The sequence below is a fragment of the Bacteroides sp. QWL-09 genome (assembly GCF_058683585.1).
This window is the reverse complement of sequence record NZ_CM178748.1, coordinates 1,652,059-1,679,010: the sequence shown is the minus strand read 5'-3', so window position 1 is coordinate 1,679,010 and position 26,952 is coordinate 1,652,059. Positions and strand designations below refer to the sequence as shown.

Here is a 26,952-nt window from a genome sequence, read left to right as displayed (position 1 = left end):
CGTGATGGTGTTTAAAACTTAACATTCATACCGATGCCGATATAGCGTGCAGTTGGATCATTTGCTCCTCCGTCATTGCTATCGCCTGTATAGTCGGGATCGACATAAGGCACCTTTTTCCAAATGGCAACATTATTGGCAAAAAGAGTGGCGGATAATTCTTTTATTGGGCCATGTTTGGGTAAGATCTTCTTGAAATTGTAGGTCAGTGCGATTCGTCTTAATTTGATATAGGTACGATCGAAGACATTGGTAAACTGACTGTTTTCTTGTGTGGTGACATAAGCGCGGTATGGATAATTCTGACACCATTGTTGCCAATCGACTTTTGTTGTATTTTCTTTATATGTACGAGAGTCAGAAATAATATGGCCATTAATATCACGTTTAACTTCACCGCCGGTGATGACTACACCCTCAGGGATATATACCGGTTTGCCTTCAAGATATTGTTCATCGCGATACTTAACCGATTGGGGATGTCGTCCGCCCCACCATAGTTTTTGAGTTAAAGTAGAAGCGATAACTCCTTTATAAGCTCCATCCAGATCAATAGCTAATGTGAAATCCTTATAACGTATGATGTTTTGTAATCCCATCCTAAAATCTGGTTCGTAGTGACCGATATAACGACTGAATGGATCTTTCGTGGGCATACCGTTGGCATCGAGTATAACCCTACCGTTGGCACTCTTTTCCCATTGCGTTCCATAAAAGGAATCCGCTCGATCGCCAACTTTTAAGTCGCCAAATTTTGTCATCTCACCGTAAATATCGGTGAGCTTTCTTACCGAACGACTCCAATTCAAGGTGAAGTCCCATCCCCATTCTTTTTGTTTAACCGCTTGCACATTAGCCATAATTTCCCAGCCATTCGTGGTATAGCGATTTCCGTTGACTTTTCGTTTAGAGAAACCGGAAGCTTCTGAAATATTGAGATCGATGATTTGATTCTCATCGATGGTACGATAATAGGTCAAGTCGAATGACAGTCGGTTGCGTAAAATGGCTGTCGATAAGCCTATTTCATAGGACGTCGTTTTTTGTGGTTTGATTTGATAGTTTAGTAACGCAGAAGGGTAGTTAACGGATGGATTTGAACCGTAATTATTTCCTTTATTGTAAGTTGATACGATCTGATAAGGATCTAAATCGCTTGAGACAACCGCCCACGAGCCATAAACTTTTAAGTAATCGATAAATTTAGGAAGTTTGATATATTCTGAAACCATGGTACTTAGGGCAACCGATGGATAGAAATAAGAATTATTTCCTTTGGCTAACGTCGACGACCAATCGTTACGTCCGGTTAGGGTTAAAAAGGCATATTTATCAAAATCTATATTGATAGAACCATATATACTGCGAATCGATTTCTCATTACGATTGGCGTCAGTGATGGCCGGACCTTGAGTGTTTTTAATACTGTATACAAAAGGAACGATCAATCCGTCGGTCGACTGATATTCTTGACGGTAGGTGCGGTAGAAGAGAGATGTTCCTGCATTGATGGTGAATAAAATATTGGCTGGTAAGTCGTGTGTGTATGTGGCCAAAAGGTCTGCATCAACATTCGTTTGACGACTATTCCATACTTTATAATCTCCTTCTCGTGAGTCGCCGTAGTTCATATACGTTTTAGGCATCTTCATCTCTTGAAGCGTATTCTTTTGTCGGATAGCCGATCGGCCTTGTAGGTTTAGGTTAGGCCAGATCTGATAGTTTAAGCGTAGCTGCCCATTGACAACATCCCGATCTTCCGATTGTTGGAGTTCTTCTGCGGCGAAATACGGATTGTTATACCAAGCGTAGTTATAGTTCGCTTGACGATAGCCTTCTTGTCCGGGGACATACGGATGCTTTTGTAGCTCTTTCCCATTCACATCGTCTCCCATCCATACGACAATGGTATACATGTGATTCCTTGGCCCATATCCATAACGTGGATAACTTGGAGCAACGACTTTGTTATAAGATAAATTGGCATCTAATTGTAGGTTTTGTGCCAAGTCGAATGTGGAGTTAAAGTTTAGCCCTCCCGTATGCATGCGTGTTGAGGGTACTTGCCCCTTCTGGTAAGCATATTGACCGTTGACGAAATAACGGGCTTTTTGTCCCTTGTAAGCCACAGAAATCGTGTTGTTTGTGACAAGACCTGTTTCTAGAAAATCATTTAGGTTGTCGTGTGAGACCCAGTCGATAGGGACACGTTCGTAGCGAGATTTGTCATCATATTGAGTGCCTTTAACATCGCCCCACCATGGAATTTCTTTTCCGGTTACCTTATCTCGAATCGGACTATTCCATTGTGCAATTTTCAGTCCCGTATTCAGTTTAGGTCCCCAAGTCATGTCGCCGTCCGATATCCCTCCGTCGGCTCCGTCCCAGAATTCATATTTCCCATTCGAACCGCTACCGTATTGACTTTGTGTTTCCGGTAATACAGTGAAGCCGGCAGTCATCATCGTATGGCTAGAGAAGTTGATTTCTATCCCGTCTTTTTTGGCCGATTTGGTCGAAATCAATATCGCCCCATTTTTCCCTCTCGAGCCATATAATGCAGAAGCGGCTGTTCCCTTCAAGACATTAATATTTTCGATATTATCGCTTGATAGATCGTAGAAATCAGTTTCAACCGGTATACCGTCGAGTACAATAAGTGGGGTGTTGCCACGTAGTTTAAAACTAGGAGCTTGAAAAATACCGGTGGGGTTGGCGACTAATAATCCGGCTACTTGTCCCGATAAGGCCGATCCCACATTTAAGCTTGGGGTAGCGTTTAGTGTTTCACTGTTGACTTGTTGGGTGGTATAACCAATTTTCTTTTTTTGCTGCTTGATTCCGATAGCGGTAACCACCACTTCGTCGATAGCTTGTACGTTATCCGATAGTTCTACGTTGATGGTCGTTTGATTTCCAACTGATCGTTCGACGGTATTGTACCCAATGTATGAAAAGACCAGAAGAGTGTTTTGAGGCACATCTATACTGTATTTTCCATTTATATCGGTTATGGTGCCGTGATTACTTGCTTTAGCTTTGATGCTGGCTCCAATGATCGGTCCCATTTTGTCTGTAACGATTCCGGTGACTTTAATGGTTTGTGCAATACTCCATGATGCACAGAGAATCATACTGAGAAAGGATAGATAAAATCTACGGTTCATAATTTAAAAGTGTATTAGTGTTTGAGCATGACAAGCCTAGGGATGAAAGTTGTTTTCTCATCCTTGCTTTGTCGTTAAATAGGTTTGAAATGAATGAAGTCTCTAGGCGATTAGATTTCGATCAGTTTAACTTTGTCGAATACTGCATAGAGATTGGAAAGTTTTCTGTCACAATTAGTTAAGGCTTTCTCAAAAGATTCGGTTTCAGAGTCGAAAGCTGAAATAGCCTTTTTAAGTACTTCCTCAAAGCGAATCGTGGCTTGATCTTTATCGATCTTATGAGCTTTGACTTCTTTCTTGAGTTGTTTCTCGATGAGGCGAACTGTTTTATAGATGGTTGGTTTCCGGATAATATTCCGTCGTCTGGGGTCTCCGGGGACCACCTCTTCCTTAGCGACATAGAGTTTTAAGAAGGTATTGTATAGGCAACCTGCCGTACGTCCAAAATAGTAATTGTTCTCGGACGATAACTCTTCGATTGTTGGTGGCGTAATGATTGAATAGAATTCCCAGGATTCTGTCTCTATCACAGAATTTTCGGTGTGTACTTTGCGTGCTGATTTGTCTTTATCCGGAGCAGGTTTTGCTATACTCATTGTTATCCCTGTTACCAATAAGACCATTGTTAGAATTAAACATCTTTTCATAAAACTATTTTTTTATTACGCTGCAAAGATCAAGAAAGGATGTTGCGATTTGGTGTCGGGGAGATTACGTTTGAACGTAATATCTAGTAAGAATGCATTAACGCACACGTTAACAGGTTATTGAGTTAAGTGTGCGTTATTCTTTAAGCTTAAACATGAATGGTTTTCTGAAGTGTGACCGATTCGGTTTCACAACTTTCGTTTTCCGTTGCGATCTGTCGTTTGAATCTTATATAGAAGAAGATGCCTGCAGTAGTCAGTCCCAATGGGAATCCATACCAAATACCCGATACTCCCCAATGGAGATAAAATCCAAAGAAATAACTAGCCGGTAGTGATACCACGAAATAGCTAAACAAGGCAATCCACATAATTGGTTTGACATCTTGTATTCCACGTAAACTGTTTGAAAAAGCAATCTGTATACCATCGCCTAGTTGAAAGATCCCCATAGGAATGAGTAACATCGTCACTAAATCAGCGACTTCTTCCGATGAGGTGAATAGATGGATGATTGGACTCTCAAAAAGGTAAATTAGTCCGCAGGTGACGATGGATAAACCGAAGATGAGCCCATACCCCGTGTATGCTAAACGTCGTACATTAATCCTATCGCCTTGTCCATGTGCATTACTGACAAGAATCGTTATAGCCGATCCCATACCTGTGTAGAGCATAAAACAGATCTGTGAGATGGTCATAGTCACCTGATGCCCTGCCAGTGCGGTGGTTCCTAACCATCCGACCATGATAGCACTCAGTGCAAAAGCGGCGGTTTCCATGCCCATCTGTGCGGCTAACGGGTAGCCGATATGGAAAAGTTTCTTTTGACAATCGGGATTAAGCTTCGAGATTTTGAATGCTTCAACATATATTTTGAATTTTGAAGCATGGCGGAGATAAGCGTAGAAAATAATCACCATCAATACGCGTGAGATTAATGTACTTAATCCGGCACCGAATAATCCTAACTCGGGACATCCTAATTTACCATAGATCAGTCCGTAGTTGCCGATAATATTCAGTAGATTACCAGTCATCAGAATAATGGTTGATACTTTAGGCTGACAGATCCCATCGGTGAACTGTTTTAAAGTATTGAACATCATTACAAAAAGGGTAGAAATGGCTACAGTAATAAAATATGGACGGATCAAGGGTAATAACTCTTCCGGTTGTCCAAAACGGTCGATTTGGAAATAGATGATCCCCATTACGAGGAGTAAGAGTACGGCTAATAGCAAATTGATATATAGGCTGTTTTTTACAGCCTGTCCGATGCTTTTTTGATCTTTTTTGCCGAATAGCTCTCCAATAATCGGAGTCAGTCCGCATGAGAAGCCTATGCTGATAAAGATGAATAGATTGATGATATTATTTGCAAAGGCCGATGCTGCAAGTTCTTGGATTCCATAACGTCCTACCATGATGTTGTCGGCAAAGCTGAGTATGATGGCTCCGGCTTGTCCAATCATGATGGGTACTCCTATTTTAAGAAGTTTGTTGATATGTTGCTTATAAACGTTCATTGCTATTTGATTAGAAAATAGTAAAACAATAGCCTATCCTGCATGAATAGATGATGCCGGATCGGTTTTAATAAAAATTAAAGTTGAAATGTTGAAAGAGTGACCTCGAAGTTAAACGGAGGTAAATCCACTGAACCACTGCATACAGATCGCATGACGCTTTACTGCTAAATGCGCCAATCGACTACGTTTATGTTTTAATATCTGTTGCATGGTGAGAAGCAATTGTTTTTTGATTTGCGCTGCAAAGGTAAATAATATGCAGTTTTTATGCAAATAATTTATAGTTTTTTTGTTTTGAGAGATAAAAGATGAAGGTAATCTCTTGAATAAAGGGAGAAAAGTTAAGCTTTAGCTATTGAGGTTACGATTGGTTATTTAGAAAACCAATCTTCGTTGGGTTTTATGTGATATACTTTAGATTCTAAAAAAGATAAAAGTATAGTCAGGCTATAACTTTGGTTGAGTTGGCGAAATATGACTGTGGATAATTCTCCATCTGTTATCTTCCAATCGATACACTTCTGTGCAATTCTCTTTCCAGATGGTTTGACCTAGGTAAATATGTAGATTATAAGAAAGAACCGCCATAGAGTCTGATACTTGTACGTTAGGGTTTATCATTTCGAATTTATCGACTCTTGTTGTTCCCTTCATACTTTCATATAACTCTTTTATCTTTTCCCAACCATCTAGACGAAATTCTTGAGATGGATCGAAATAAGAGAAATCTTTCGAATAAAGATTTAAAAAAGGAGAAGGATTGCCGTTAAGCCACGCTTGCATGGCTGTCTTTTCTAAAGCAATAATCGTTTCTGAAATTGTTTGTTTGTTCATGACGTTTTACTTTCGTTGAAGTGGCGTTTTGATAATCTAACAAAGATAATATTCTTTTTTTACCGGCAAACTCTTTCTGAAAGATAATCAGTGATTTATTGTAAGTGTGGGATGCCCTTTTATAATCTTCATCCCACACTATCCATCGTTATTGATGATTCTATTTGATCCTATTGGCTGTTACACGAACATAGACTTTGTGGCATCCATATCCTTTATAATCGATGAGCCCTTCGTCGATGTAACGATTCAGATCGGCCAACGATTTATTCTTGAGTAATCCGGTGATCGATGAGTAATCTGCGCGCGTCATAAAGGGATGGGTTTGCAGGAAGCTGAACATGCGACTTTGGCGTTCGGCTTCTGAAAGTACCGATGAGTGTCGTGAACCGTTCCGGGCGCGTTCCACAATGATCGGGCCGGATTTTCGTTGAAAGTCGGACGTGGGACGGAACTTGACTTTATTGAATGTGATCGACGGAGAACGAATCTCTTTGGGATTAGTGATCGGACGCGAGGTTAGGGAGGTGGAGAAGAAACCGATGTGTCCGAATTCAACATGATATCCTTCTTCTAAATAAAAGGTGATTTTGTCTTCAAAAGCCTTCAACATCCCTTCAAGATCGGCCGGGGTAAAGGTTGACGCTTCTGAAATCTCACGAATGATTTGTTTGTTTGAGATGGTTCCTTTCGATACCACACGTGGGAAAAGGCGTTTTTCTTTTTTCTCTCCCATTTTTGAGGGCATTTCTCTGAATTCATATTCTGCTGCCATAAGTTATGATTTAAAAATTAAACGTTGAAAAATTTCCTGATACGTTTTCTTTAAGTCTTTTTGCGGCAGGTGTAGAGAACAGGTGACTGGCACTAACCGTTGAGAAAGGCTACGGAGTTGAGCCTTCGTTCGAAGGCTCTTCGGCCCTCGAACGAAAACCCATGAGCCCTCGAACGAGGGCTGAAGAGCCCACTTTCGAGGGCTCAACAAATCGTCCCATAAAGATAATTAATTTGGCTGTGATAACCAAAAAATGTACGGATGTTTTAGGTTAATTGCAGTGTGGTTTTGAAGTGATTTATTGGGTGATCAAACTTATTTTACCTCCACTGATTTCTTTATCGTCGGTATAGAGTTCAAAGGACAACTCAGAGCGGTTATTTCCGGTACAATGGTTAGGTATTTCGACTTTAAAGGCAAGCTCTTTGTTTAAAATTCGTGCGCTTTCCGATAGAGAGAGCTTTTCACCATCGAGTTGAAGCTCTACTTTATCGACGGTTATGGTTGCTCCTGATTTTAACATGGAGAACTTGAGACCTTTAGCTTTGATCAGGTCTTTCAAAGCGACGTTTACGGTCTTTCTTGAGAACCCTTGGGTGAAGTCTGAACTGGTCCATCCTCCAATAACTGTTTCGTTGGTTCTTGAATTGATATGGATGGATTTCGCTTTATCGATAAGTTCAATGGCTCGGTCGACCCAGTCGGATGGAATGTTGACCGAACTCAGTCCTTTTTGCTCTTCGACCCATTTCCTTTCCCAAGTCGCAAAATCGAACGATTTTCCGCTACGTTTTTGTTCAAAGTAGTGTTCCCAACGCGGGAGATAATAGTCTCTAATGAGTCCTGACCAGATACGTGCGGCATAATCATCAACCGGTGGTCCCCATATGGTTACAATTCTTCGGGCATTGCGTTCGTAATAATCGGCAAGTTCTTTCGATGGATAACCTTTTTGTCGTGCGTAGTTGAGCCAAGTCGCCAGGTCTTTTACCGGGTGAGTGGCCAATAATTGATCTGCTCCTTTCATCAGTTCAATAAATTGTTCTTCTAGCTGATAAGCACGATTCTTTTCTCCATAAAGATAGGCTTCTTCGATTTGCTGAGAAAGTAGTTCTATTTTTCCGCCTAAATAGGCAACCGTCCATTCTCTGAAATCGTCTACAAATAGGGGACTTTTTTTCAGTCGATGGGCTGCTTCTGCCAATCGTTCGATGCCTTCATAGAACGCTTTATTTGCGTTAATGCTGCCTTGTCGAACCAGTCCGGGACGAAATTGCCAATTGTAACGTGGGTGGTCGATAAAGGAGCCATAAACCGATTGTTGCATTTTCTTCCAGAAATCATCCAACTCTTGCGGGTAATCGCCATATCGCGATAGGGAATAATTCTTTAACCAGGCATTTAAGTCTATTTCTTTTTGGGACCAACCTGCATCGGCAATCAACTCGTAGATGACTTCGTTATTTTCAATGCCTTCAGGAGCCATCCCATAACCTATGAGCTGACCTCTATTCTCTGATCGCAAGGCTTTTAGATAGGCGTTGGCGTAAAATGAGAGTATGCCTGTCATTCCGGATTTGCCACCCATATTGGGAATGAAACTATAGATCCAAGGTTTGTGATAATATCCTTTATAGAAGTCCCAGTTTGTCCCATTGTGCCAAAAGCACTCGTTATAGTCGACCGCTAGATCGAGTAATAGCATCTTCTCATCGGGCACACGGCTAACTAGGGCTTCTAATGTTTTGTAGTCCCAAATGTGGCGCTGATACCCAAACATCCAACCTTGCATGACCCAGACGGCCTCTTTATTGCCGTCTTTTATGGATCGGTAAACGGCATCACCATACTCAGACAATAGTTCATATCGTTTCGGGTCGTCTTTAGGCGGAAAAGGAATTTCCAACTCATTAAAACTGTCTACCAGATAATAACCGTTTTTGCCAAATTCTTTTTCCCACTCTTGAATAAACATTTTCCCTATTTCATGGAATAGTGGTTCTTTGGGCGAAAGCATCCAGTTGTGGAAAGCTCCTCCCCATGACGTTTCTATAATTTCTATTTTGGGGAAAATACGTTTCATTTCTTTCGGTACAAAACCGGCAAACCCCGGGCATATCGGTTTCATCCCGAGTGAACGCATACGGTTTAAAATTTGATGTTGTAATTTAATCTGATCTTTATGCCACTCTTTAGGCATTGGACCGTCTATCTTACTTATATTTCCCATGCGCATCCAAGGTAGATGTGCCGGTCCGACAAAATAGTTCGCTATTTCAGAGTCACTTAATCCCAATTTCTTGAAGACGCGTGCCGATATCGCTTCATTAGCCACTAAAGCTAGAGGCATATCGATACCGTGTAGTGCCATCCAATCAATTTCTTTTTCCCAACGGTTCCAATTCCAATAAGGCATTGAATAGCCATAAGTCACGACATTTAAATAGTAGTGATGTTGGTAGGGTGACACAACCTTTCTTGTTGTTCCGCTTTCCCAATTTTTAGGAAGATCACATCTGTTGCCTGTCCAACTGGAAATGCCATAACCATTCTGACGGATGAAATCATAATATCCGCGAACTAGTGCTACACTACTGCTTCCTTTAATGAGCAGTTTGTTCCCTTTTATCTCTTGTTCAAAAACATCGCATTTATCGGCTTTAGGTATGGGCTTAAAGAGTAATCTTGTTGACAATGCCGGATGATTACGTTGAACTAGTTTTTGAACTTCTCTGATGTTTATTTCTTGAGCCTGAGATAGTAGTGTGTGACTCAGAATGAAAAATGATAGTAATAAATGAATGTTTCGTTTCATGTTTTCTTAAGGTTTGTTTTTCTGATTTAAAAGAGAGGCAACTTTCATAAAAGCAAAAATAATAAGAAAAAAACAAAAGGAAGTCTTTTGTCATGAAATGCTTTGTATTATAAAAAAATCAAAGCAGTTTGCGAAAATCTCAAGATGCGGGATCGGTCTTTTCGTCGCTAGTCGGGGTACTGAAACAGTTGATGTACCAGTTTGGTGGACTATGCTCAATTTTATGTTCAAGTGCTATCGTTTTTGCTTATGGATAATTTTGTTGGTTGGATGCTGAAGAAAAATTCTGCCCAATAAACGCCGTTAAAATTCCGACACTCGCCTCTTTTTGAATAACTTTTAGGTTTATTATCGTACTGATTTACCTCAAGAAGAGTCTCATTAAAATGGGAAATCATCAGATTGTGGTGCTTGGTCCTCCAAGCGAAGTTTTGAAGGTTATTTGTATTTTTGTTACATTTGCAACTAATTTTAATATGACTTACTATAAACTTATTTTTATGAATTTAATTTTTATTGTTTTTGCTTGTTTCTTTTTACTTCGATTAATTTCATTGGGCATCTCTATTAAAAACGAAAAACGGCTGATTAGGGAGGGGGCTGTACAGCATGGCAGAAAAGTGTCTCTGTTACTCACTTTAGTTCATATCGCTTATTATTTTTCTGCGCTTTATGAGGCCTATTCTGGAGAAATCTCGTTTAATGTGTACTCGTATTGGGGCGTTGGTATTATGTTTTTTGCTTATGTCATGTTGTTTTATGTCATTTATAAACTGCGTGATGTGTGGACCGTAAAGATTTATATTGCACCGAATCATCGAATAGACCGGAGTTTTTTGTTTCGTACCATCAAACATCCCAATTATTTTTTAAATATTGTCCCTGAACTGATTGGAGTAGCATTTCTTTGTAATGCATGGTATACGTTATTGATAGGTTTCCCAATATATGTTGTCTGTTTGGGCGTTCGAATTGCTCAAGAGGAAAGAGTTATGAGCGAAATTTGATTCTTATTTTAAATATTTAATATCTTTGTAGTCGTAAGAGATATTGGGATTAAGAAATATCATTCGCCTTTTAATCTAGTGTTCTGTGAACCATGAATGATATTTGATTCTATTTTTATGCATATATGGCTTGTGATATAAATAAACTGATTACTCGTTTACACGACTTTTACGATTTTAGAGATAAAACGATCCTTTCGGTAGGTGCCGGGGGTGGACAACTCATTGAATATGCTCGATTTGCTAAGAAAATTTGGGCGATTGATGTGGATCGAGTGGCTCTTGATCATCTCAAAACACGGGTGGATGAGAAGGGATGGTTTCATAAATATGAATTGATCTATGGCGATTTTTTAGATTTTCAACAACAAGCAGATGTTGTCTTATTCGAGTTTTGTCTTCATGAAATGCCATTCCCTGCTAAGGCTGTCGAGCATGCGTTGTCATTAGCTCCGGATGTGTTAGCTTGTGATCATATGCCCAATTCAGACTGGGCGTATGCGGTTGATGAGACAGAGAAAGCAACACAAAGCTGGGACGCTTTGACTTCTTTTAGTTTTAGAAAGCAGGAAGAGTTTGATGATAGGCAGCTTTTCGACAATTATGAGGAGTTATATCATAAAGTTGCTGTACAAGGGGAACGAGCCATTGAGCGAATTCAAAGGTATAAAGATCAGAAACCAATCTCTATTTCAATGAAGTATGGATTTGTGTTGGTTTGATGCTCGTTGATTGAATGGATTGGATAGTTTGGATTTATTGATAGGTATTTAAATGATTAATAATATGGATGCTTTTAATGCGATAGGCGAAGAGTTGGATTTATATCGATTGATTTTTAAAAATGTGTCTTATTATGCTCTTTTGGTAGATTCGTCTTTTAAGGTCACTTTTACTAATTATTACGACATTAATTCTCAAATACCTAAAACCGAAACCATCGTTTTGGGAAATATTCTTCGTTGTAGGAATGCAAGTGATGCCGGTGAGTGTGGCAAACATCAAAATTGTACGAAATGTGTTGTTCGGGAAAGTGTTACTAAAGCCTTTCGTACGGAGAGTAACTTTAGTGACATCGAGACTCAAATGAAGCTTTATGATGAATTCCTAAATGTTATTGATGTGGATGTTGCGGTTAACGGTACCTTGATTTCCTGGAAAGGTGAACCGCATTTGTTGGTTTGTGTACGCGATATTACAGCTCAAAAGGCTCTACAACGTCGCTTTTTACAGAAAGAATACCTTCTTAATAAATATAAACGCGAAAATAAAGTTTATCAACGGTTCATTCATGAGTATTCTGCCAATATGGAAGATGCCTTGCAAGATATTCAGAACTGTCATCCTCATGAAGAGGAGAAAATATTGGAAGAAACGATAACAGGGTGTTCTTATTTGCCAACTATCTTAGTTGTTTCGACTGATACTTCATTTTTGCGCTTATTAAAAAACTTTATTGGACGTCAGTATGTCTTGAAAGTAGCACAAACGCTTGAAGAGGCCTTAACGTTGTATATTAACATTAAGGTAGATGCAATCCTTATTGATGCTTCTTTTAATCGAGGTGATACTCTTCTACTGATCGATGGGATTCATGGTTCCGGAGGAAAAATGCCAATTCTTAAAGTCGTTTTACCGGGTGAAACCTTTGTAGGTGATTGTGATCGGGTGTTGAATATGCCTCTGACACAACAAATGCTCGAAGAGACCTTAGAACAACTAAGAGTCTAAAGATCGTTTCCCGATCTATTTCTTAGATTGGGAAGTTTGATCGTTTTTATGCTCAGTATTTGCCTGCTTCTTCTTGCCATGCTTTTTTGTTTTTTCCCATGCAGCCTTTCGTTCAGCATATTTTTCTAGTTGCTTTTCTAAATAATTATCAGCCATTTTCTCGTTTTTTTATCGGATCACTCTGATCTGTACCACAAAGATAGTACATTTGTTGGGGAATTTGAAATCTTTTATGGTCTTGTTTTTATTGTAATAGCTTATGATGCAGCAAAAAAAACCAATGGAAATCTATCGTAAGAATATTGAAGCCGCACAAGCGGAGTGGCTTGGAGTTAAGAAGCGGATTTATCGGATTAGTTTGATACGTGTGCTTTTGTTTGGACTTGGATTGATTGGAGTCATTCACTTCTTTTCTCAAGGATGGGAAGTTGTGGTTTTAATCGGGGTGAGTACTCTTCTCCCTTTTTTAGCCTTAATGAAATGGCACAATCGGTTGTTTCATAGAAAAGAATATATTGAAAAGAAGATAGAGGTTAATCAACAGGAGTTAGAGGCTATGGAGTATCGATTCTCAGCATTCGATTCGGGAGAGGAATATGTTGATCCCAAACATGTGTACTCGTACGACTTGGACCTTTTTGGCGAAAATTCATTGTTCCAATCGATCAACCGTACATCGACGTTCTTTGGTAAACGGTGTCTGGCTTCTTGGTTTAATCATCACTTAACGGATCAAGAGGAGATTGTAAAACGGCAGCAGGGAGTTCGAGAGTTAGCTTTAGAATGGAAGTTCTGGCAGCATTTGCGAATCTTGGGATTATTGTCCAAAAGTAAAACAGATGATCAGAGCCGATTGGACTATTGGATGAAGTCAAAAATGTTGTTTCGACAGTCGCGCTTTTATAGATGGCTTCCGAATGCAATACTTGGGATTAACGTATTGATGTTGCTTCTCGTGTTACTCGGTTGGACAACATGGAGTCTGTTTGGACTCTTATGGGTTTGTTTTGTGATTTATAGTATCAACTTTTCTAAGAAGATTACTCAGTTACAGACGGTTTATCAAGATCATCTAAAGATCTTGTCTACTTATGCCGAGATGATGGCATGGATCGAGGAGAGAAAATTTAATCACGAAACTTTGCAAACGGTTCAACATAAACTTTTTGGATCTGAAGGAGTTGCTTCGGTGGCTGTTGCTCGGTTAGCCAAGTTGATGAATAGCCTTGATCAGAGAAATAATGTCTTGGTGACTGTACTATTAAATGGCTTGTCGTTTTGGGAGATGCGTCAAGTTCTTCAGATCGAGGCCTGGAAGAGTGAATATGCCGATCGGCTCATGGGATGGTTAGAGGCAATGGGTGAGATGGAGGCCTTTTGTTCACTGTCTGCTTTTGCTTTTAATCATCAGGAGTATACTTATCCGACGTTGTGCTCTGATACTTTTCGATTTCATGGGAAGGGATTAGGACATCCGCTTCTTCATCGCGATCTCTGTGTGAAGAATCCTGTAAATATGATCGGTGAGCCCTTTTTTGTGATTGTCACCGGAGCGAATATGGCGGGTAAGAGCACTTACTTACGAACGATTGGGGTGAATTATCTTCTGGCTTGTATCGGTGCACCGGTTTGTGCCGATGAATTGGAAGTGTATCCGGCTCAACTAGTGACGAGCTTACGAACGACCGACTCGTTGTGTGATCATGAATCTTATTTCTTTGCAGAGTTAAAGCGATTAAAGATGATTATCGATCGCTTGAACAGCGGGGAGAAGTTATTTATTGTCTTGGATGAAATTCTGAAAGGAACAAACTCTTTGGATAAGCAGAAGGGATCATTAGCTTTGATCAAACAGTTCGTTGCACTAAAGGCTAATGGGATTATCGCGACACACGACTTATTGTTAGGTACGTTGGCTGACATTTTCCCGGATTACATCTCAAATTATTGCTTTGAGGCAGAAATTAGAAATGAAGAATTGGTGTTTGCTTATTTGTTGAAAACAGGGATTGCTCAGAATATGAATGCGTGCTTCTTAATGAAGAAGATGGGTATCGCCGTCGTTGATGAGGAATGAACTGACAGAAGCCATTTATACCCTTCTTTTTGAATGCTGTATAAATGGCTTCTCGTTTATTGTTTTGAATCTCTTAAATTCTTATAAATGGCGTTCCGGATAAAGTTCGTTCCACCACTGTGGGCGATCTTTTAAGAATCTCTCAAACCAAGCCATAATTGAATTTTGCCACTTCACTTTCTTTTCATAATCGAGAACAAAGTGGTTTTCCCCTTCTACTGTTATAAACTCAACGGTCTTGCCTAATATTTTTAAGGCATTGAACAGTTGAATGCTTTCTCCAATGGGTACATTGGTGTCGACTGTACCGTGAAGTAATAAGAGTGGGGTGTTGATCTTATCCGCATGAAACAGTGAACCTTGTTGAGTGAATAGTTCAGGATTATTCCAAGGATAGCTGTCGGCTGCTGCTACACTATTATAGGAGTATCCCCAGAATCCTTCTCCCCAATAACTGGTCACATTGCTAATGCCGGCATGAGAGACCGCTGCAGCAAATAGATCGGTTTGGGTTTGTAGGTATTGAGTCATGAAACCGCCGTATGAAGCGCCTAAACATCCGATACGTTTGCTGTCGACAAAAGGATGGGCAGCACAAAAGGCCTTGGTACCTTCGATGATATCTTGGGCTGTACGTTTTCCCCAGGCGTTGACGTGACGTGCAGAGAATTCCTGACCAAAGCCGATAGTGCCGCTTGGCTGAATGACATAAACCACATAGTCGCGCGATGCAAACAGTTGGGCTCCATAAGGGCTCGTTATTCCACGGGAGGTTGGAGTGGTTCCGCCGTAATAATAGACGATGAGAGGATATTTCTTAGCCGGGTCAAAATTGGGAGGTAGACAGATTTTACCGGTTATGGTCGTTCCATCTGATGATTTAAAGTTCCATTCGTCGGTTTTTCCGAGTTCGATTTGACTAAGTATGGGTTGCATAGGGTCGGCTAATAAACGCGACTCTTTCTTCTTCTGGTCGTAAAGATAAGCTACGCCACAGTTGTGATCGCTTTGACCGGTATACGCTGCTACCGAAGGATTGGTTAACGACAATGAGAACTGATTGGTAATATCGGTCTTTAAGGGAAGCTTCTCAAACGATTTGCTCTTAGGAGAGTAGCGATAGATCGTTTTGCAGTCCCCATCGGTCGTGCTAAAATAGATGCATCCGTCGCCATGATTCCATTGCAAGAAGCTGACAGTTGGGTCAAAATCCTTCGTGATGGGTGTGATATGGCGAGTGGATAAATCCATGATGAACGCTTGGGTGTCGAAATCATTTGCTATAGGTTGATTACCACAGTTTTTTCCGATGCCACCAAATGCTTCAGGACTAGCAGTCAGAAGAAGTTGTTTGCCGTCTGGTGAATAGCTTGCTCCGCCTAAAAAGGGTTGATCAAAGAAGAGCGTATCGACCTTCATGGTTTCGAGGTTGATCTCAAATAGAGAAGAGACATCGAAAGGACGTACGGTAATATTTTGTTTGGAACTTCCGTAGAGTAATCGTTTCCCATCTGCAGAGATGTCTTGTAGATAGGTGTTATGGTAGCCGTAGGTTAGGCGTTCGGTTGTTCCACTATTGATGTGGTAGATGGCTAAGAAATAACGATCACGGTGACCGGGAATACGATCATCGGGGTTAACGATTCGTTTTAATGGGCCACTTTCTTTTACTCCCTCTTCTTTAGGGTAATAAATAAGGTATTGCTCGTTGGGTGACCAGGTGAAATTCTCTTCCGGAATGTTATATAGAAGAGTTTGTTCTTTCAGAGTTTCCGGATTGAGAGTCACCACATTGTGCCCGTATTCTCCTTTTACAGTGTAATAAAGAAGATCGCTTTTAGGCATCCACCGCATGTTTTCTGTCGCATTGGCAAGAATGATTTTTCCACTTTTGACCACCGATAACTCGTACTGAGTGTATGAGCGTTTAGAGGAATAGGTATGCTGATATCTGGTCAAGACATATTTTCCACTTGGAGAGATGGAAACCGAACTAACACGGTCGCCATACATCGTGTCATCAAGGGTGAATCGTTTTTTGCTTTCTAGATCAGTATAACAAGCGACTGTTTCGTAGGTCGGATCTTTTAGAAGCTGACAATTTAAAGTCGGGGCAGCTTTGTCGGCAGCCGTAGAGAGTAATTTAATGGTCACATCATAATCTTTTTCCGGATCGAGTTGAATGGCGATTTCTCTTGAGGATCCTGTTGACAAACTATCTTCTGCACTGTCTTTAACTGATTTTGAAGCGCCATCAATGAATAGTTCCCAACGTACGGGAGAGGTGATTTTTAGTTTGCCTTTTAGAAAATGTTCGGCGCGTAGGCGGGTGTGAATCACATAAAGTTGGTTTTCTTTGTCCGCCTTACTTAACTTTAAGGATCCTGCCGTGTCGGTCGTCATGATTTGGACTTGTTCGTTTGGCAAGTGGAGTACAACGGGACTTTGCAATAACGCTTTAGTGCTGTATTTCTCGCCTTTGAGATTAATACTGTCGTTCATGATAGGAGTGCGTACAGTAATAGCTTCTCGCACTTTGTACTTTGTGATCTTCTCCTGGGCATGCATCGTGACGCCAAGTGAGAGACAAAGGCCTAAAAGAAATGTAATTTTTTTCATAAATCGGATTTATTTAGTGAGTTTCTAGTAGCTTATTTTGTCGAGTATCTTATTTAAATAGGCAATAGCAACACCATAATTGGTCATTGGTATGGTTTGTGATGAAGCTTGTTTGATTCGGCTCAGTACATATTTACGATTGAACATGCAAGCCCCACAGTGAATCACTAGATCGTATTTTGATAAATCGTCAGGAAAATCGGTGCCGGCTACCAAGTCGATGGTTAGGGCTTGGCCGACCTTTTGACGAAGTAATCTTGGGAGTTTCACGCGACCGATATCTTCTTCCAGTGGAGCATGCGTACAAGCTTCTGCAATTAATACTTTCGATTGCTCGGTCAAGCGATCGATCGCTGCAGCACTCTCTACATAATAATCAATATCACCTTTATGTGCTGCAAATAGAACAGAGAAAGAGGTGAGCAGGCTTTCCGCCGGCTTTTGCTCGTACACCGTTTTAAAGACTTGCGAATCGGTGATAATCAGTTTGGGAGCTCTGGATAAGGCTTGCAAGGTCTCTTGGAGTTTATCCGTAGTACAACTCATCACCAAACATTTTTTATCGAGCAACTCTCTTAACGTTTGCACTTGAGGAAGAATCAACCGCCCTTTGGGAGCTTGTATATCTTGTGGCATGACGAGAAGTACTAAATCGCCTTCGGAAACCAATTGTCCGGTGATACTCTGTTGGTCAAAATCCTCCGGCAGTTTCTCTAGGATGGACTTCCGAATGTTTTCAATACCCATAAAAGTCTTGGCACTGATCAACAAAGGAGACAGTCCACATTCTTGTTCTATTGCAGAAGCTAATGACGCGACGTTTGGACGGTTATCGATCTTATTTAAGATTAAGATCACCGGAATGTGCTTTTTTCTTAACCGATCGATCCACTGTTTTTCTTCCGATAAGTCGACGATTCCGTCATTTAATGGGCCGTCACCACAAAGGAGTAGGGCAACATCTGTTTTCTCGATCGCTTTAAGTGTACGTTCTACCCGCATCTGTCCCAGTTCGCCTTCATCATCGAACCCCGGGGTATCAATGAATAGACAAGGCCCTATGCCATAGATTTCCATGGCTTTCAATACGGGATCGGTCGTTGTTCCCGGTGTATCGGATACGATTGACGTATCTTGTCCGGTCAGAGCGTTGACCAGAGATGATTTACCACTATTTCGTCGCCCAAGCAAGGCAATGTGTAGACGATTGGCCGAAGGTGTATTGGTTAACCCCATAGGTTTGTATTGTTCATTTAAAATCGGAAATCACGTTTACCTGTTTGAATGGCTTGTAAGTTCCTGATTGTTATTTCTTTGATTTTAGGATTAGGAATCTTCTCTAATTCCTGTTCAATCAACTTTAATCCTTTCTCTTTTGTGTCTGTCGATGCGTAATCTTCTAAATACTCCATGAGTGTCATGAGAGCATTAGGACCACAACAGTTGCCGATCTGTCCCGATTTTACTAATGCCATAAAGCGATCTCCCGTGCGACCTTCGCGATAGCAAGCAGTACAAAAGCTTGGAATATGGCCTAAGTCGACTAGCCAATTGACGATCTCATCTAAGGTACGTTTATCGCTAATGTCGAATTGTACCGATTGGTGGTCGGGTGTGCGATGTTCGGAATATCCTCCGACGCTGGTGCATGATCCCCCGCTTATTTGTGAAATACCTAGTTCGAGTACTTTCTCACGCGACTTTTGCGATTCTCTAGTTGATATAATCATTCCGGTGTAGGGCACAGCGATACGGATAACCGCTACAATACGCTGGAACATTTCATCGGGAATGGCATCTGTAAATGATTCAGCCTCAATATCGTCCGCAGGGCAGATGCGAGGAACACTGATGGTGTGCGGTCCTACTCCGAAAGCAGCTTCAAGATGCTCGGCATGCATGAGTAATCCTACGAAGTCGTAAAGATAAGTATTTAATCCGAACAAAACGCCTAATCCGACATCATCTATTCCGGCTTCCATGGCGCGATCCATAGCTTCGGTATGATAGGTGTAATTGCTTTTTGGACCTCTGGGGTGTAATTCTTCGTACTTTTCTTTATGATAAGTTTCTTGAAAGAGAATATAAGTCCCGATACCGGCTTCCTTTAGTAGACGGTAGTTTTCAACTGTTGTAGCAGCAATGTTGACATTAACTCGACGGATGGCTCCATTCTTATGCTTAAGGCTATAAATCGTCTTTATAGATTCCAAAATATAGTCGATAGGAGCGTGCTTAGGATCCTCGCCGGCCTCTAAAGCCAAACGTTTATGTCCCATATCTTGAAGAGCAATCACTTCCTGTTTGATCTCCTCTTGAGTTAACTTTTTCCGTGGAATGGTTTTGTTTTTGACATGAAACGGACAATAGGTACAACTGTTGACACAATAATTGGATAGATATAATGGGGCGAACATCACGATACGCGATCCATATAGCTTTTGTTTGATTTGTTTGGCTAGATGAAAGATCTTGTCCAACAAATCTTGGTCTTCACATTCCAATAATAAAGCAGCTTCACGATGGCTTAACCCTTTCCCTAAGGTTGCTTTCGTAATGATCTGCTCAATTAAGGTACGATTATTTTTGTGAGTCTGAACATAATCTAACGTGGCGATAATTTCGTCATGATTAATGAATTCTTCTGCTTTTGACGAGGTTGCATTATAGGTCATAACTTTGAATAGTTTAATTTAGTCTTTATAATCCCCTCTGTTGAAAGAAATCTGATAACCGATGGCATCCAATTGCTTTTGTAAGAGGGCTAATCCTTCGGCGGCTTCTGCGCCGAGTGAAGCTTTGTTGTTGTATAATGCGTATTTGTGACGTGTAGTTGTAGGCGATAAATTGGGCATTACGACATTGGCACCGGCCAATATCCCTTTAATGCGTCCATCGGGACTTAAGCTTGCTAAAGCAGTTGTAGAGGGAATTAAAGCTTTAGGGTGAATTAAGCGAAAGATGGATAAAAGAAGTAGGGTTAGCTCTAAAGACCCTGGTGGTGAAGCGGCGAACGGCGTATCTTGATGAGGTAAAAATGGACCCATACCAATCATTTGAGGTTTAAATTCCTCAATGAAACGAATGTCAGCGATTAAATGTTCGATGGTTTGTCCGGGGCTACCGACCATGATCCCTGTTCCAGTTTGAAAACCAATGGTTTTGAGGTTTCTGAGGCATTGAATACGGTTTTCTCCCGACATTTCTTTCGGGTGTAGCTGTTGGTAATGATCTAAATCGTAAGTTTCGTGCCTTAATAGATACCTATTGGCTCCTGCCTTATAGAAGCGTTCGTAAGTCTCGTATGACTTTTCTCCCAACGATAGCGTGATCGCACAGTCGGGATAGCGAATTCTGATTTCTTTAATAATCTGTTCAATCTTATCATTTGTCATTACAGGGTCTTCACCACCCTGTAATACAAATGTGCGAAAGCCGAGATCGTATCCTTGAGAACAGCAGTCTAATATGTCTTCCAAATTCAGACGGTAGCGTTTAGCTAAGGGGTTTCCTTTACGAATGCCACAGTAATAGCAGTTGTTCCGACAATAATTACTCACTTCGATAAGTCCCCGTATATAGATATTATGTCCAAACTGCTCTAAGCTAACAGATTGAGCCTGTTGATTGGCATAGTCTAACGTTTCTTTATCAAAGTTAGTGAGTAAAGTCCGATATTCTTCGTCTTTTAGATGATGTTCCCGTTTTAATTTATCGATCCATTGTTTCATAAGATTCTTTGCGCTTAATCAAGGCTTGAGCTAACTGACGACGACCTGATATGATATCATTATGCGTGCTTGGACCGGTGATGCATCCACCTTCACAAGCCATCACCTCGATGAATTGTCCTGCAGATTTTCCGGTTTTTGCACAAGCTTTTAGTAACGCAATATTCTTTTTATTGAAATCGGATAATTGGATGGCATTGATTTTCTCAGCTTCATCTTTCAAATAAGCTTTTACAGCTCCCATCACGCCTCCGGCTTGAGCAAATCCGTGAGCTTCACGTACAGAAGTATGAAGAATAGAGAATGGTTGAGCGTTCTCTAGTTCAATGTCCATACCGGAAAGTATAGAACCTAACTCTTCAAATGTCAAGATGTAATCTACGGCTTCATCGCGTTGAACTTCTCTGCGTTTGGCTACACACGGGCCAACAAAGACGATTTTAGCATCAGGATGTTTCTCTTTCGCTATTCTAGCTGTATAATACATCGGAGAACCTGTTGAAGAAACATATTTCTTCATATCCGGGATATGTTTATCCACTAATTCGATGTAAGAAGGGCAGCAAGAGGTGGTCATGAACTTTTGACCCTCTTCTAACTTCTCTAAAAGTTCTTCTGCTTCATGACTTGTCGTTGACATTGCCCCTTCGGCAACTTCGATGATATCAGTGAAGCCGATTTGTTTGAACGCACCATACACCTGCTCAATAGAGGTGTTGAACTGACCCAATATAGCGGGAGCAACGATAGCGACCATTTTTTGTCCTTTGCGAATGTTTTCTAAGACATCAAAGGTCTGGGAGATTTCAAATATCGCTCCAAACGGACAGGCATTCATACATTTTCCGCAATAGATACATTTATCTTCGTCGATATGCTCTTTCCCATTTTCGTCTTTACTGATCGCTTTTACCGGGCAAGACTCTTCACAAGGGATAGGGATATAAACAATAGCGTGGTAAGGGCAACTCTTATGACAGATACCGCAACTTACACAAGCATCATGGTCGATCATGGCTTTACCGTCGCTTTTAAAACGAATTGCATTTTTGGGGCAATTCATGAAACAACTTCTAGCGACACATCCACGACAAAGATTGGTGACTTCATAGTTGATTTGTACACACGATGAACAAGCTTCATCTATGACGCACAAAATGTTTCTCTTAATAGGTTCTATGCGATCTAAAGCTTTCCGAGCATATTCAGACAGAGGAGTTAGCTCATCAGTTTCGTCACTCATATCGAAACCTAATAAAGGGAAGGATTTATATTTCCATACTGCTCGCTCCTTATGAACACAGCAACGTCCCAAAACTTTGGAATCGCGAGGGCTTAGTTTGATGGGAAGACGATCGATTTCTTCGATTAATTGTTCTTCTTTCCAAAGACGAACTAGGTCCGCTAATAATTTGTGACGGACAATCATTATGTTATTTGTAAATGCCATATGGTTTGTTTAGGGTTATTAAGGTCTGCAAAGATAGAAATATGTTTGCAAAAACTCACTGCAAGCCTTAAAAAATCGTATATTAAATGTTTATATATAAGCTTTTGTTGTCTGTTTTTTGTTAAAAAGTCAAAGTGTTAAAAGAGTTGATCTGTTTTTAATGGTTTTGCAATATTTTTGTTGCATGTTTATGGTAGTTTTGCGATAAGAACAAAACAAAATGTCTATGAGAACTGAATTTTATTTAGAACAAAATGGTAAGTTTAATATAATTGTTATTCTTATGACTCTTATCGGAGTTTTCTTTTTGGCTGGCTTATTCTATTCGCTCATTCATTCGACTCAAATCTATTGAACGTTCCAATTGGGCATTTGAACTTTATTGTATATTAAAGGGCCAATGATATACTAGTCGGTTGAGGATGGTTAAGGAATGAACTATTTGCTAAATAGTTCTTGTTATTAGCATATATAAATAATACACTTCCTTCTTTGATAGTATCAATGATCGGTTTAGTTATCGATTGAGGAAGAGCCGGACAACCAAAACTACGTCCTAATCGTCCAATTGATTTGGCTACAGAAGGATTGGCGTATGTTGCACCATGGACTACGATGGCACGCTGTTTGGCATGATCGTTAATGCCTTTTTCCAATCCATTTAAGATTAAAGAATAGCCATTTCGTCCTTGGTATGTATTCTCGGTCAAGTAAAATCCCAATGAACTTTGATAAGATCCATCTTTATTGGAGAATGACGTGGCATAATTTTCGCCACTGTTCTTTCCATGTGATACCACAGAGGAGTAAAGTAATTCTTTCTTTTCTATATCAAACACAAAAAGCCTTTTTTCGGTCGATGGTTTTGAGAAATCAATCAGCGTTAGGATTGGTTTATGTTTTTGCTCAATGCACTTGTATCCTGCAATTGCTTTTTGGAATGCAACAAAATTAACGACACCTGCTAGATTCATCTCTTCAAATAAACATTCGCCCGATAATTCAGACAATGACGATGAAGACGGCTGTTCGCTAGATAGAGTCTTATCATGGGGTAAATGATAAGAAGGAAGGAAAATAAAAGACAGTAATATAAATTTCTTTAGCATACGATAATAAATACGTTGCAAAGATACTATTTTTATTCTAAAACGAAAATAATCGTCTCATTTACAGGAGCCCACGAGAAAATAAATTTTGCGTGGGAGGTTGCGTTTCTAACACACATGTGCGAGCGGGGAGTGGTACCTAGCGAATAACTATATTCTATGGGGGACTTATTTGGAACATTTACCGGTATGCCGTGAATATAGGCCCCGTCTGTAAAACGATTAGCGAATGGAGCATATCCTCCGGTTTCTTTCGATCCATCCTTTAAGAAAACCATTTTGATTTTTTTTTCTTGCAGGACGTACATTCCTAATGGAGTCTCTTGAGCGTATGGGGGGCGACGTCTTCCTGTAGTAGCAGGATTCATACTACGAATCATCCAACAGCCGGCTTCTTTTCTTTCCAACGTGATAATGTTTTGGTTGTTTCGGTCTATTACAATGGCTTTATTGAAGAATATACTATCAGAAATCTCCTTGACATATTTTAGGGGGATCCTCCATTTTTCACCTATATATATCGGGGTTGCAGTTACGAAATCTCCTGTCTTTTCAAAAAGCTGTGTCAAATCGCCGTCCTGTGCATACCGTTCGGGCGTGATGGTATCATCGAGTAGGTATAGAGGAATCGATTGGTAGCGTTCTGTGCCAAGAGTATCGGCGATGCGTCGATAACTATTTCTCTTGAACTTCTTGACTAGGGGAGCTTCGCCATTCCTGTTTTTGTAGTTCTGAAGTATGCCCCACTGATGAGGCTCCTGCTGTATATTTTCCAATAGAGCCAATCGCTCTTTTATCTTTTGCCATTGAAAACACCGGGTCGTGTCTTTATAAGGGTAGATGCTGTCTAATGTGTACTTATCATACAATAAATCGTGCGTTAATTGAATGTCAGATGAAAGATAAACTTTAATTCGCTCGTTGTCATTCTTCTCTTTTGTAATGGGATCTGTGGACCATTGAACCGAATCGGTGTCTGTAACCGAAGTTGATGATCTCGAAGGTGTGCTCCATTGACACGAGTGGAGAGATAAGCCAGTGAGGATTATGATTATAAAAAGGTATCTATCAATCAGTCGCATATCAATATCAGTCTTATTGAATGATGAATTTTAGCAAATATATACTTTATTAATTAGTTTAATTGCGTTTTGTTTTATAAACAGTGCAAAATTGTTGTCCTTTCTCAGTAAAATGGATGACTGACGAATTGACAGCCCTCGACTGACAAACAAACAGACTTATGCTTTGGCACAGTTTTAGTATCTACTTATCCGTCTTTGAAATCGCAAGGACGTAAAACTATATCCATTTAAGTATAATAAATTAAAAATAAAAGAAACTATGAACATTAAACCATTAGCAGACAGAGTACTTATCCTCCCTGCGCCTGCAGAAGAAAAAACAATTGGTGGTATCATCATTCCAGATACTGCGAAAGAAAAGCCTTTGAAGGGTGAAGTTGTGGCAGTTGGTCACGGCACTAAAGATGAAGAAATGGTATTGAACGTAGGAGACGCAGTTCTTTATGGTAAGTATGCCGGAACTGAACTTGAAATGGACGGTGTTAAGTATCTTATCATGCGTCAAAGCGATGTTCTTGCCGTTTTAGGATAATTCGGAATGCTTTCTTTTAATTCGTATATTTAAAATAATAGAAAAAAATAGTAAACTATGGCAAAAGAAATATTATTCAATATTGATGCTCGTGATCAGTTGAAAAAAGGTGTAGATGCTTTGGCTAATGCTGTTAAAATCACACTTGGCCCGAAAGGACGTAATGTTATTATCGAAAAGAAATTTGGTGCTCCTCACATTACTAAAGATGGTGTGACAGTAGCTAAAGAAATCGAATTAACAGATGCTTTCCAGAATACAGGTGCACAACTTGTTAAGGAAGTGGCTTCTAAAACAGGTGATGATGCTGGTGATGGAACAACAACAGCAACTGTTTTGGCGCAAGCTATTGTTGCTGAAGGTTTGAAGAACGTTACTGCAGGGGCCAGCCCAATGGATATCAAACGTGGTATTGATAAAGCTGTGGTTAAAGTTGTAGAATCGATCAAAGCTCAAGCTGAAAAAGTGGGCGACAACTACGACAAGATCGAACAAGTGGCTTCAATCTCGGCCAATAATGATCCGGTGATTGGTAAACTGATTGCAGATGCGATGCGTAAAGTATCGAAAGATGGTGTGATCACTATTGAAGAAGCTAAGGGTACTGACACAACTATCGGTGTGGTAGAAGGTATGCAGTTTGACCGTGGTTATCTATCAGCTTATTTCGTAACCAATACAGAAAAGATGGAATGTGAGATGGAGAAACCTTACATCCTGATCTACGATAAGAAAATCTCTAACTTGAAAGAATTCTTACCAATTCTTGAACCGGCTGTACAAAGCGGTCGTCCATTGTTGGTTATTGCTGAAGATGTAGATAGCGAAGCTTTAACGACTTTAGTGGTTAACCGTCTACGCTCTCAATTGAAGATTTGTGCGGTTAAAGCTCCCGGATTTGGTGACCGTCGTAAAGAGATGTTGGAAGACATCGCCATCTTGACCGGTGGTATGGTGATCAGCGAAGAGAAGGGATTGAAGTTAGAACAAGCGACTCTTGAAATGCTTGGTACTGCTGATAAGATCACCGTATCTAAAGACAATACAACAATTGTTAATGGTGCAGGTGAAAAAGCAAATATCAAAGAACGTTGCGATCAAATTAAGGCACAGATTGCTGCAACTAAATCGGACTACGATCGTGAGAAATTGCAAGAACGTTTGGCTAAATTGTCTGGTGGAGTTGCTGTACTTTATGTTGGTGCTGCATCGGAAGTTGAGATGAAAGAGAAAAAAGATCGCGTAGACGATGCTTTACGTGCCACTCGCGCAGCTATCGAAGAAGGTATTGTTCCTGGTGGTGGCGTAACTTACATTCGTGCAATCGATGCATTGGAAGGCTTACAAGGTGATAACAGCGATGAAACAACCGGTGTAGATATCATTAAACGTGCTATCGAAGAACCTCTTCGTCAGATCGTTGCTAACGCCGGTAAAGAAGGTGCAGTAGTTGTTCAGAAAGTACGTGAAGGTAAAGGCGACTTTGGATACAATGCTCGTCTTGACATCTACGAAAACTTATATGCAGCAGGTGTTGTTGATCCGGCTAAGGTGACTCGTGTTGCTTTGGAAAATGCAGCTTCTATTGCAGGTATGTTCTTAACAACAGAATGTGTTGTTGTAGAAAAGAAAGAAGATAAACCGGAAATGCCAATGGGAGCTCCAGGCATGGGCGGTATGGGTGGAATGATGTAATCAAGAACACCTCTTAAATAATATGATGAAGAAGGCATCCTTTTAGGGTGCCTTCTTTTGTAATAGATATAGCTGTAAGTCTGATCGATAGTATTGTCGCTAATATCTTGTCTTGAAAGCCCTATTCTGGCAGGTTTTGAACGCCT

Annotated in this window: 21 protein-coding genes; 7 read left to right on the top strand and 14 right to left on the bottom strand. The window is 40.4% G+C overall.

Going from position 1 to position 26,952, the window contains the following annotated elements; genetic code table 11:
• Nucleotides 1-11 precede the first annotated feature (11 nt).
• The 6 genes from AC4PG5_RS06530 to AC4PG5_RS06505 all read right to left on the bottom strand — a co-directional run bounded on the left by AC4PG5_RS06530 (nt 12) and on the right by AC4PG5_RS06505 (nt 9,770).
• Nucleotides 12-3,167 carry a SusC/RagA family TonB-linked outer membrane protein gene (locus AC4PG5_RS06530; RefSeq protein ID WP_492030608.1) on the bottom strand — a complete coding sequence of 1,052 codons (3,156 nt, stop codon included), beginning with the start codon at nt 3,165-3,167 and terminating at the stop codon, nt 12-14.
• A gap of 110 nt (nt 3,168-3,277) precedes the next feature.
• Nucleotides 3,278-3,814: a hypothetical protein gene (locus tag AC4PG5_RS06525; protein ID WP_492030607.1), complete on the bottom strand. Its 537-nt coding sequence runs from the start codon at nt 3,812-3,814 to the stop codon at nt 3,278-3,280.
• Nucleotides 3,815-3,963: 149 nt separating this feature from the next.
• Nucleotides 3,964-5,343 (bottom strand): MATE family efflux transporter, encoded by a 1,380-nt coding sequence (locus AC4PG5_RS06520; RefSeq protein WP_492030606.1) that lies wholly within the window; start codon nt 5,341-5,343, stop codon nt 3,964-3,966.
• A 450-nt stretch (nt 5,344-5,793) separates the two neighbouring features.
• Nucleotides 5,794-6,180: a YybH family protein gene (locus AC4PG5_RS06515; RefSeq protein WP_492030605.1), complete on the bottom strand. Its 387-nt coding sequence runs from the start codon at nt 6,178-6,180 to the stop codon at nt 5,794-5,796.
• 160 nt (nt 6,181-6,340) lie between these two features.
• Nucleotides 6,341-6,955: an HU family DNA-binding protein gene (locus AC4PG5_RS06510; protein WP_492030604.1), complete on the bottom strand. Its 615-nt coding sequence runs from the start codon at nt 6,953-6,955 to the stop codon at nt 6,341-6,343.
• 298 nt (nt 6,956-7,253) lie between these two features.
• On the bottom strand, nt 7,254-9,770 hold the full coding sequence (locus AC4PG5_RS06505; protein WP_492030603.1) for an alpha-N-acetylglucosaminidase: 2,517 nt from the start codon (nt 9,768-9,770) through the stop codon (nt 7,254-7,256).
• Between the two features lie 500 nt (nt 9,771-10,270).
• On the opposite strand from AC4PG5_RS06505, the gene AC4PG5_RS06500 reads away from it, so the two are divergent.
• The 3 genes from AC4PG5_RS06500 (at nt 10,271) to AC4PG5_RS06490 (ending at nt 12,508) form a co-directional block, all read left to right on the top strand.
• Complete coding sequence (locus AC4PG5_RS06500; RefSeq protein ID WP_492030602.1) at nt 10,271-10,777, top strand: isoprenylcysteine carboxyl methyltransferase family protein; 507 nt, start codon at nt 10,271-10,273, stop codon at nt 10,775-10,777.
• 125 nt (nt 10,778-10,902) lie between these two features.
• Entirely contained in the window at nt 10,903-11,499 is a 597-nt protein-coding gene (locus AC4PG5_RS06495) for a class I SAM-dependent methyltransferase (RefSeq protein WP_492030601.1), read from the top strand.
• A 64-nt stretch (nt 11,500-11,563) separates the two neighbouring features.
• On the top strand, nt 11,564-12,508 hold the full coding sequence (locus AC4PG5_RS06490) for a response regulator (protein ID WP_492030600.1): 945 nt from the start codon (nt 11,564-11,566) through the stop codon (nt 12,506-12,508).
• Between the two features lie 15 nt (nt 12,509-12,523).
• Here AC4PG5_RS06490 and AC4PG5_RS06485 read toward each other — a convergent pair whose 3' ends face one another.
• Nucleotides 12,524-12,664, bottom strand: a complete 141-nt coding sequence (locus tag AC4PG5_RS06485) for a hypothetical protein (protein WP_492030599.1) — start codon at nt 12,662-12,664, stop codon at nt 12,524-12,526.
• Between the two features lie 103 nt (nt 12,665-12,767).
• Here AC4PG5_RS06485 and AC4PG5_RS06480 point away from each other — a divergent pair, with 103 nt between their 5' ends.
• Nucleotides 12,768-14,585, top strand: coding sequence for a MutS family DNA mismatch repair protein (locus AC4PG5_RS06480; RefSeq protein ID WP_492030598.1), 1,818 nt, complete (start codon nt 12,768-12,770; stop codon nt 14,583-14,585).
• An 81-nt stretch (nt 14,586-14,666) separates the two neighbouring features.
• On the opposite strand, the gene AC4PG5_RS06475 is transcribed toward AC4PG5_RS06480, so the two are convergent.
• Genes AC4PG5_RS06475 through AC4PG5_RS06455 form a run of 5 tightly spaced genes read right to left on the bottom strand, consistent with a single transcriptional unit; the run spans nt 14,667 to nt 22,385 of the window.
• Nucleotides 14,667-17,204, bottom strand: a complete 2,538-nt coding sequence (locus AC4PG5_RS06475; protein WP_492030597.1) for an alpha/beta hydrolase family protein — start codon at nt 17,202-17,204, stop codon at nt 14,667-14,669.
• Nucleotides 17,205-17,228: 24 nt separating this feature from the next.
• Nucleotides 17,229-18,440: a [FeFe] hydrogenase H-cluster maturation GTPase HydF gene (hydF, locus tag AC4PG5_RS06470; protein ID WP_492030596.1), complete on the bottom strand. Its 1,212-nt coding sequence runs from the start codon at nt 18,438-18,440 to the stop codon at nt 17,229-17,231.
• Nucleotides 18,441-18,457: 17 nt separating this feature from the next.
• The gene (hydG, locus tag AC4PG5_RS06465; protein ID WP_492030595.1) at nt 18,458-19,879 is read right to left on the bottom strand and encodes a [FeFe] hydrogenase H-cluster radical SAM maturase HydG; all 1,422 of its coding nucleotides are present in this window, start codon (nt 19,877-19,879) and stop codon (nt 18,458-18,460) included.
• Nucleotides 19,880-19,897: 18 nt separating this feature from the next.
• Nucleotides 19,898-20,935 (bottom strand): [FeFe] hydrogenase H-cluster radical SAM maturase HydE, encoded by a 1,038-nt coding sequence (hydE, locus tag AC4PG5_RS06460; RefSeq protein WP_492030594.1) that lies wholly within the window; start codon nt 20,933-20,935, stop codon nt 19,898-19,900.
• Nucleotides 20,916-22,385 (bottom strand): monomeric [FeFe] hydrogenase, encoded by a 1,470-nt coding sequence (locus tag AC4PG5_RS06455; RefSeq protein ID WP_492030593.1) that lies wholly within the window; start codon nt 22,383-22,385, stop codon nt 20,916-20,918. The genes hydE and AC4PG5_RS06455 overlap by 20 nt, the downstream gene beginning before the upstream one ends.
• A 226-nt stretch (nt 22,386-22,611) precedes the next feature.
• On the opposite strand from AC4PG5_RS06455, the gene AC4PG5_RS06450 reads away from it, so the two are divergent.
• Nucleotides 22,612-22,740: a hypothetical protein gene (locus AC4PG5_RS06450; protein ID WP_492030592.1), complete on the top strand. Its 129-nt coding sequence runs from the start codon at nt 22,612-22,614 to the stop codon at nt 22,738-22,740.
• 34 nt (nt 22,741-22,774) lie between these two features.
• On the opposite strand, the gene AC4PG5_RS06445 is transcribed toward AC4PG5_RS06450, so the two are convergent.
• Complete coding sequence (locus AC4PG5_RS06445; protein WP_492030591.1) at nt 22,775-23,494, bottom strand: murein L,D-transpeptidase catalytic domain family protein; 720 nt, start codon at nt 23,492-23,494, stop codon at nt 22,775-22,777.
• Between the two features lie 32 nt (nt 23,495-23,526).
• The gene (locus tag AC4PG5_RS06440) at nt 23,527-24,576 is read right to left on the bottom strand and encodes a L,D-transpeptidase (RefSeq protein WP_492030590.1); all 1,050 of its coding nucleotides are present in this window, start codon (nt 24,574-24,576) and stop codon (nt 23,527-23,529) included.
• Between the two features lie 262 nt (nt 24,577-24,838).
• On the opposite strand from AC4PG5_RS06440, the gene AC4PG5_RS06435 reads away from it, so the two are divergent.
• Both AC4PG5_RS06435 and groL read left to right on the top strand, forming a co-directional pair.
• Nucleotides 24,839-25,111, top strand: a complete 273-nt coding sequence (locus AC4PG5_RS06435) for a co-chaperone GroES (RefSeq protein WP_492030589.1) — start codon at nt 24,839-24,841, stop codon at nt 25,109-25,111.
• Between the two features lie 57 nt (nt 25,112-25,168).
• On the top strand, nt 25,169-26,806 hold the full coding sequence (groL, locus tag AC4PG5_RS06430; protein WP_492030588.1) for a chaperonin GroEL: 1,638 nt from the start codon (nt 25,169-25,171) through the stop codon (nt 26,804-26,806).
• Nucleotides 26,807-26,952 lie beyond the last annotated feature (146 nt).

Excerpts from the sequence above, each read along its gene's own strand:
- AC4PG5_RS06480 (WP_492030598.1), top strand. The coding sequence starts at position 12,768 with ATGATGCAGCAAAAAAAACCAATGGAAATCTATCGTAAGAATATTGAA.
- AC4PG5_RS06495 (WP_492030601.1), top strand. The coding sequence starts at position 10,903 with ATGGCTTGTGATATAAATAAACTGATTACTCGTTTACACGACTTTTAC.
- AC4PG5_RS06475 (WP_492030597.1), bottom strand. The coding sequence starts at position 17,204 with ATGAAAAAAATTACATTTCTTTTAGGCCTTTGTCTCTCACTTGGCGTC.
- AC4PG5_RS06490 (WP_492030600.1), top strand. The coding sequence starts at position 11,564 with ATGGATGCTTTTAATGCGATAGGCGAAGAGTTGGATTTATATCGATTG.
- AC4PG5_RS06485 (WP_492030599.1), bottom strand. The coding sequence starts at position 12,664 with ATGGCTGATAATTATTTAGAAAAGCAACTAGAAAAATATGCTGAACGA.
- hydG (WP_492030595.1), bottom strand. The coding sequence starts at position 19,879 with ATGACCTATAATGCAACCTCGTCAAAAGCAGAAGAATTCATTAATCAT.
- AC4PG5_RS06450 (WP_492030592.1), top strand. The coding sequence starts at position 22,612 with ATGAGAACTGAATTTTATTTAGAACAAAATGGTAAGTTTAATATAATT.
- AC4PG5_RS06515 (WP_492030605.1), bottom strand. The coding sequence starts at position 6,180 with ATGAACAAACAAACAATTTCAGAAACGATTATTGCTTTAGAAAAGACA.
- groL (WP_492030588.1), top strand. The coding sequence starts at position 25,169 with ATGGCAAAAGAAATATTATTCAATATTGATGCTCGTGATCAGTTGAAA.
- AC4PG5_RS06525 (WP_492030607.1), bottom strand. The coding sequence starts at position 3,814 with ATGAAAAGATGTTTAATTCTAACAATGGTCTTATTGGTAACAGGGATA.
- AC4PG5_RS06530 (WP_492030608.1), bottom strand. The coding sequence starts at position 3,167 with ATGAACCGTAGATTTTATCTATCCTTTCTCAGTATGATTCTCTGTGCA.
- AC4PG5_RS06445 (WP_492030591.1), bottom strand. The coding sequence starts at position 23,494 with ATGCTAAAGAAATTTATATTACTGTCTTTTATTTTCCTTCCTTCTTAT.
- AC4PG5_RS06520 (WP_492030606.1), bottom strand. The coding sequence starts at position 5,343 with ATGAACGTTTATAAGCAACATATCAACAAACTTCTTAAAATAGGAGTA.
- AC4PG5_RS06455 (WP_492030593.1), bottom strand. The coding sequence starts at position 22,385 with ATGGCATTTACAAATAACATAATGATTGTCCGTCACAAATTATTAGCG.
- AC4PG5_RS06505 (WP_492030603.1), bottom strand. The coding sequence starts at position 9,770 with ATGAAACGAAACATTCATTTATTACTATCATTTTTCATTCTGAGTCAC.
- AC4PG5_RS06435 (WP_492030589.1), top strand. The coding sequence starts at position 24,839 with ATGAACATTAAACCATTAGCAGACAGAGTACTTATCCTCCCTGCGCCT.
- AC4PG5_RS06500 (WP_492030602.1), top strand. The coding sequence starts at position 10,271 with ATGAATTTAATTTTTATTGTTTTTGCTTGTTTCTTTTTACTTCGATTA.
- AC4PG5_RS06510 (WP_492030604.1), bottom strand. The coding sequence starts at position 6,955 with ATGGCAGCAGAATATGAATTCAGAGAAATGCCCTCAAAAATGGGAGAG.
- hydF (WP_492030596.1), bottom strand. The coding sequence starts at position 18,440 with ATGGGGTTAACCAATACACCTTCGGCCAATCGTCTACACATTGCCTTG.
- AC4PG5_RS06440 (WP_492030590.1), bottom strand. The coding sequence starts at position 24,576 with ATGCGACTGATTGATAGATACCTTTTTATAATCATAATCCTCACTGGC.
- hydE (WP_492030594.1), bottom strand. The coding sequence starts at position 20,935 with ATGAAACAATGGATCGATAAATTAAAACGGGAACATCATCTAAAAGAC.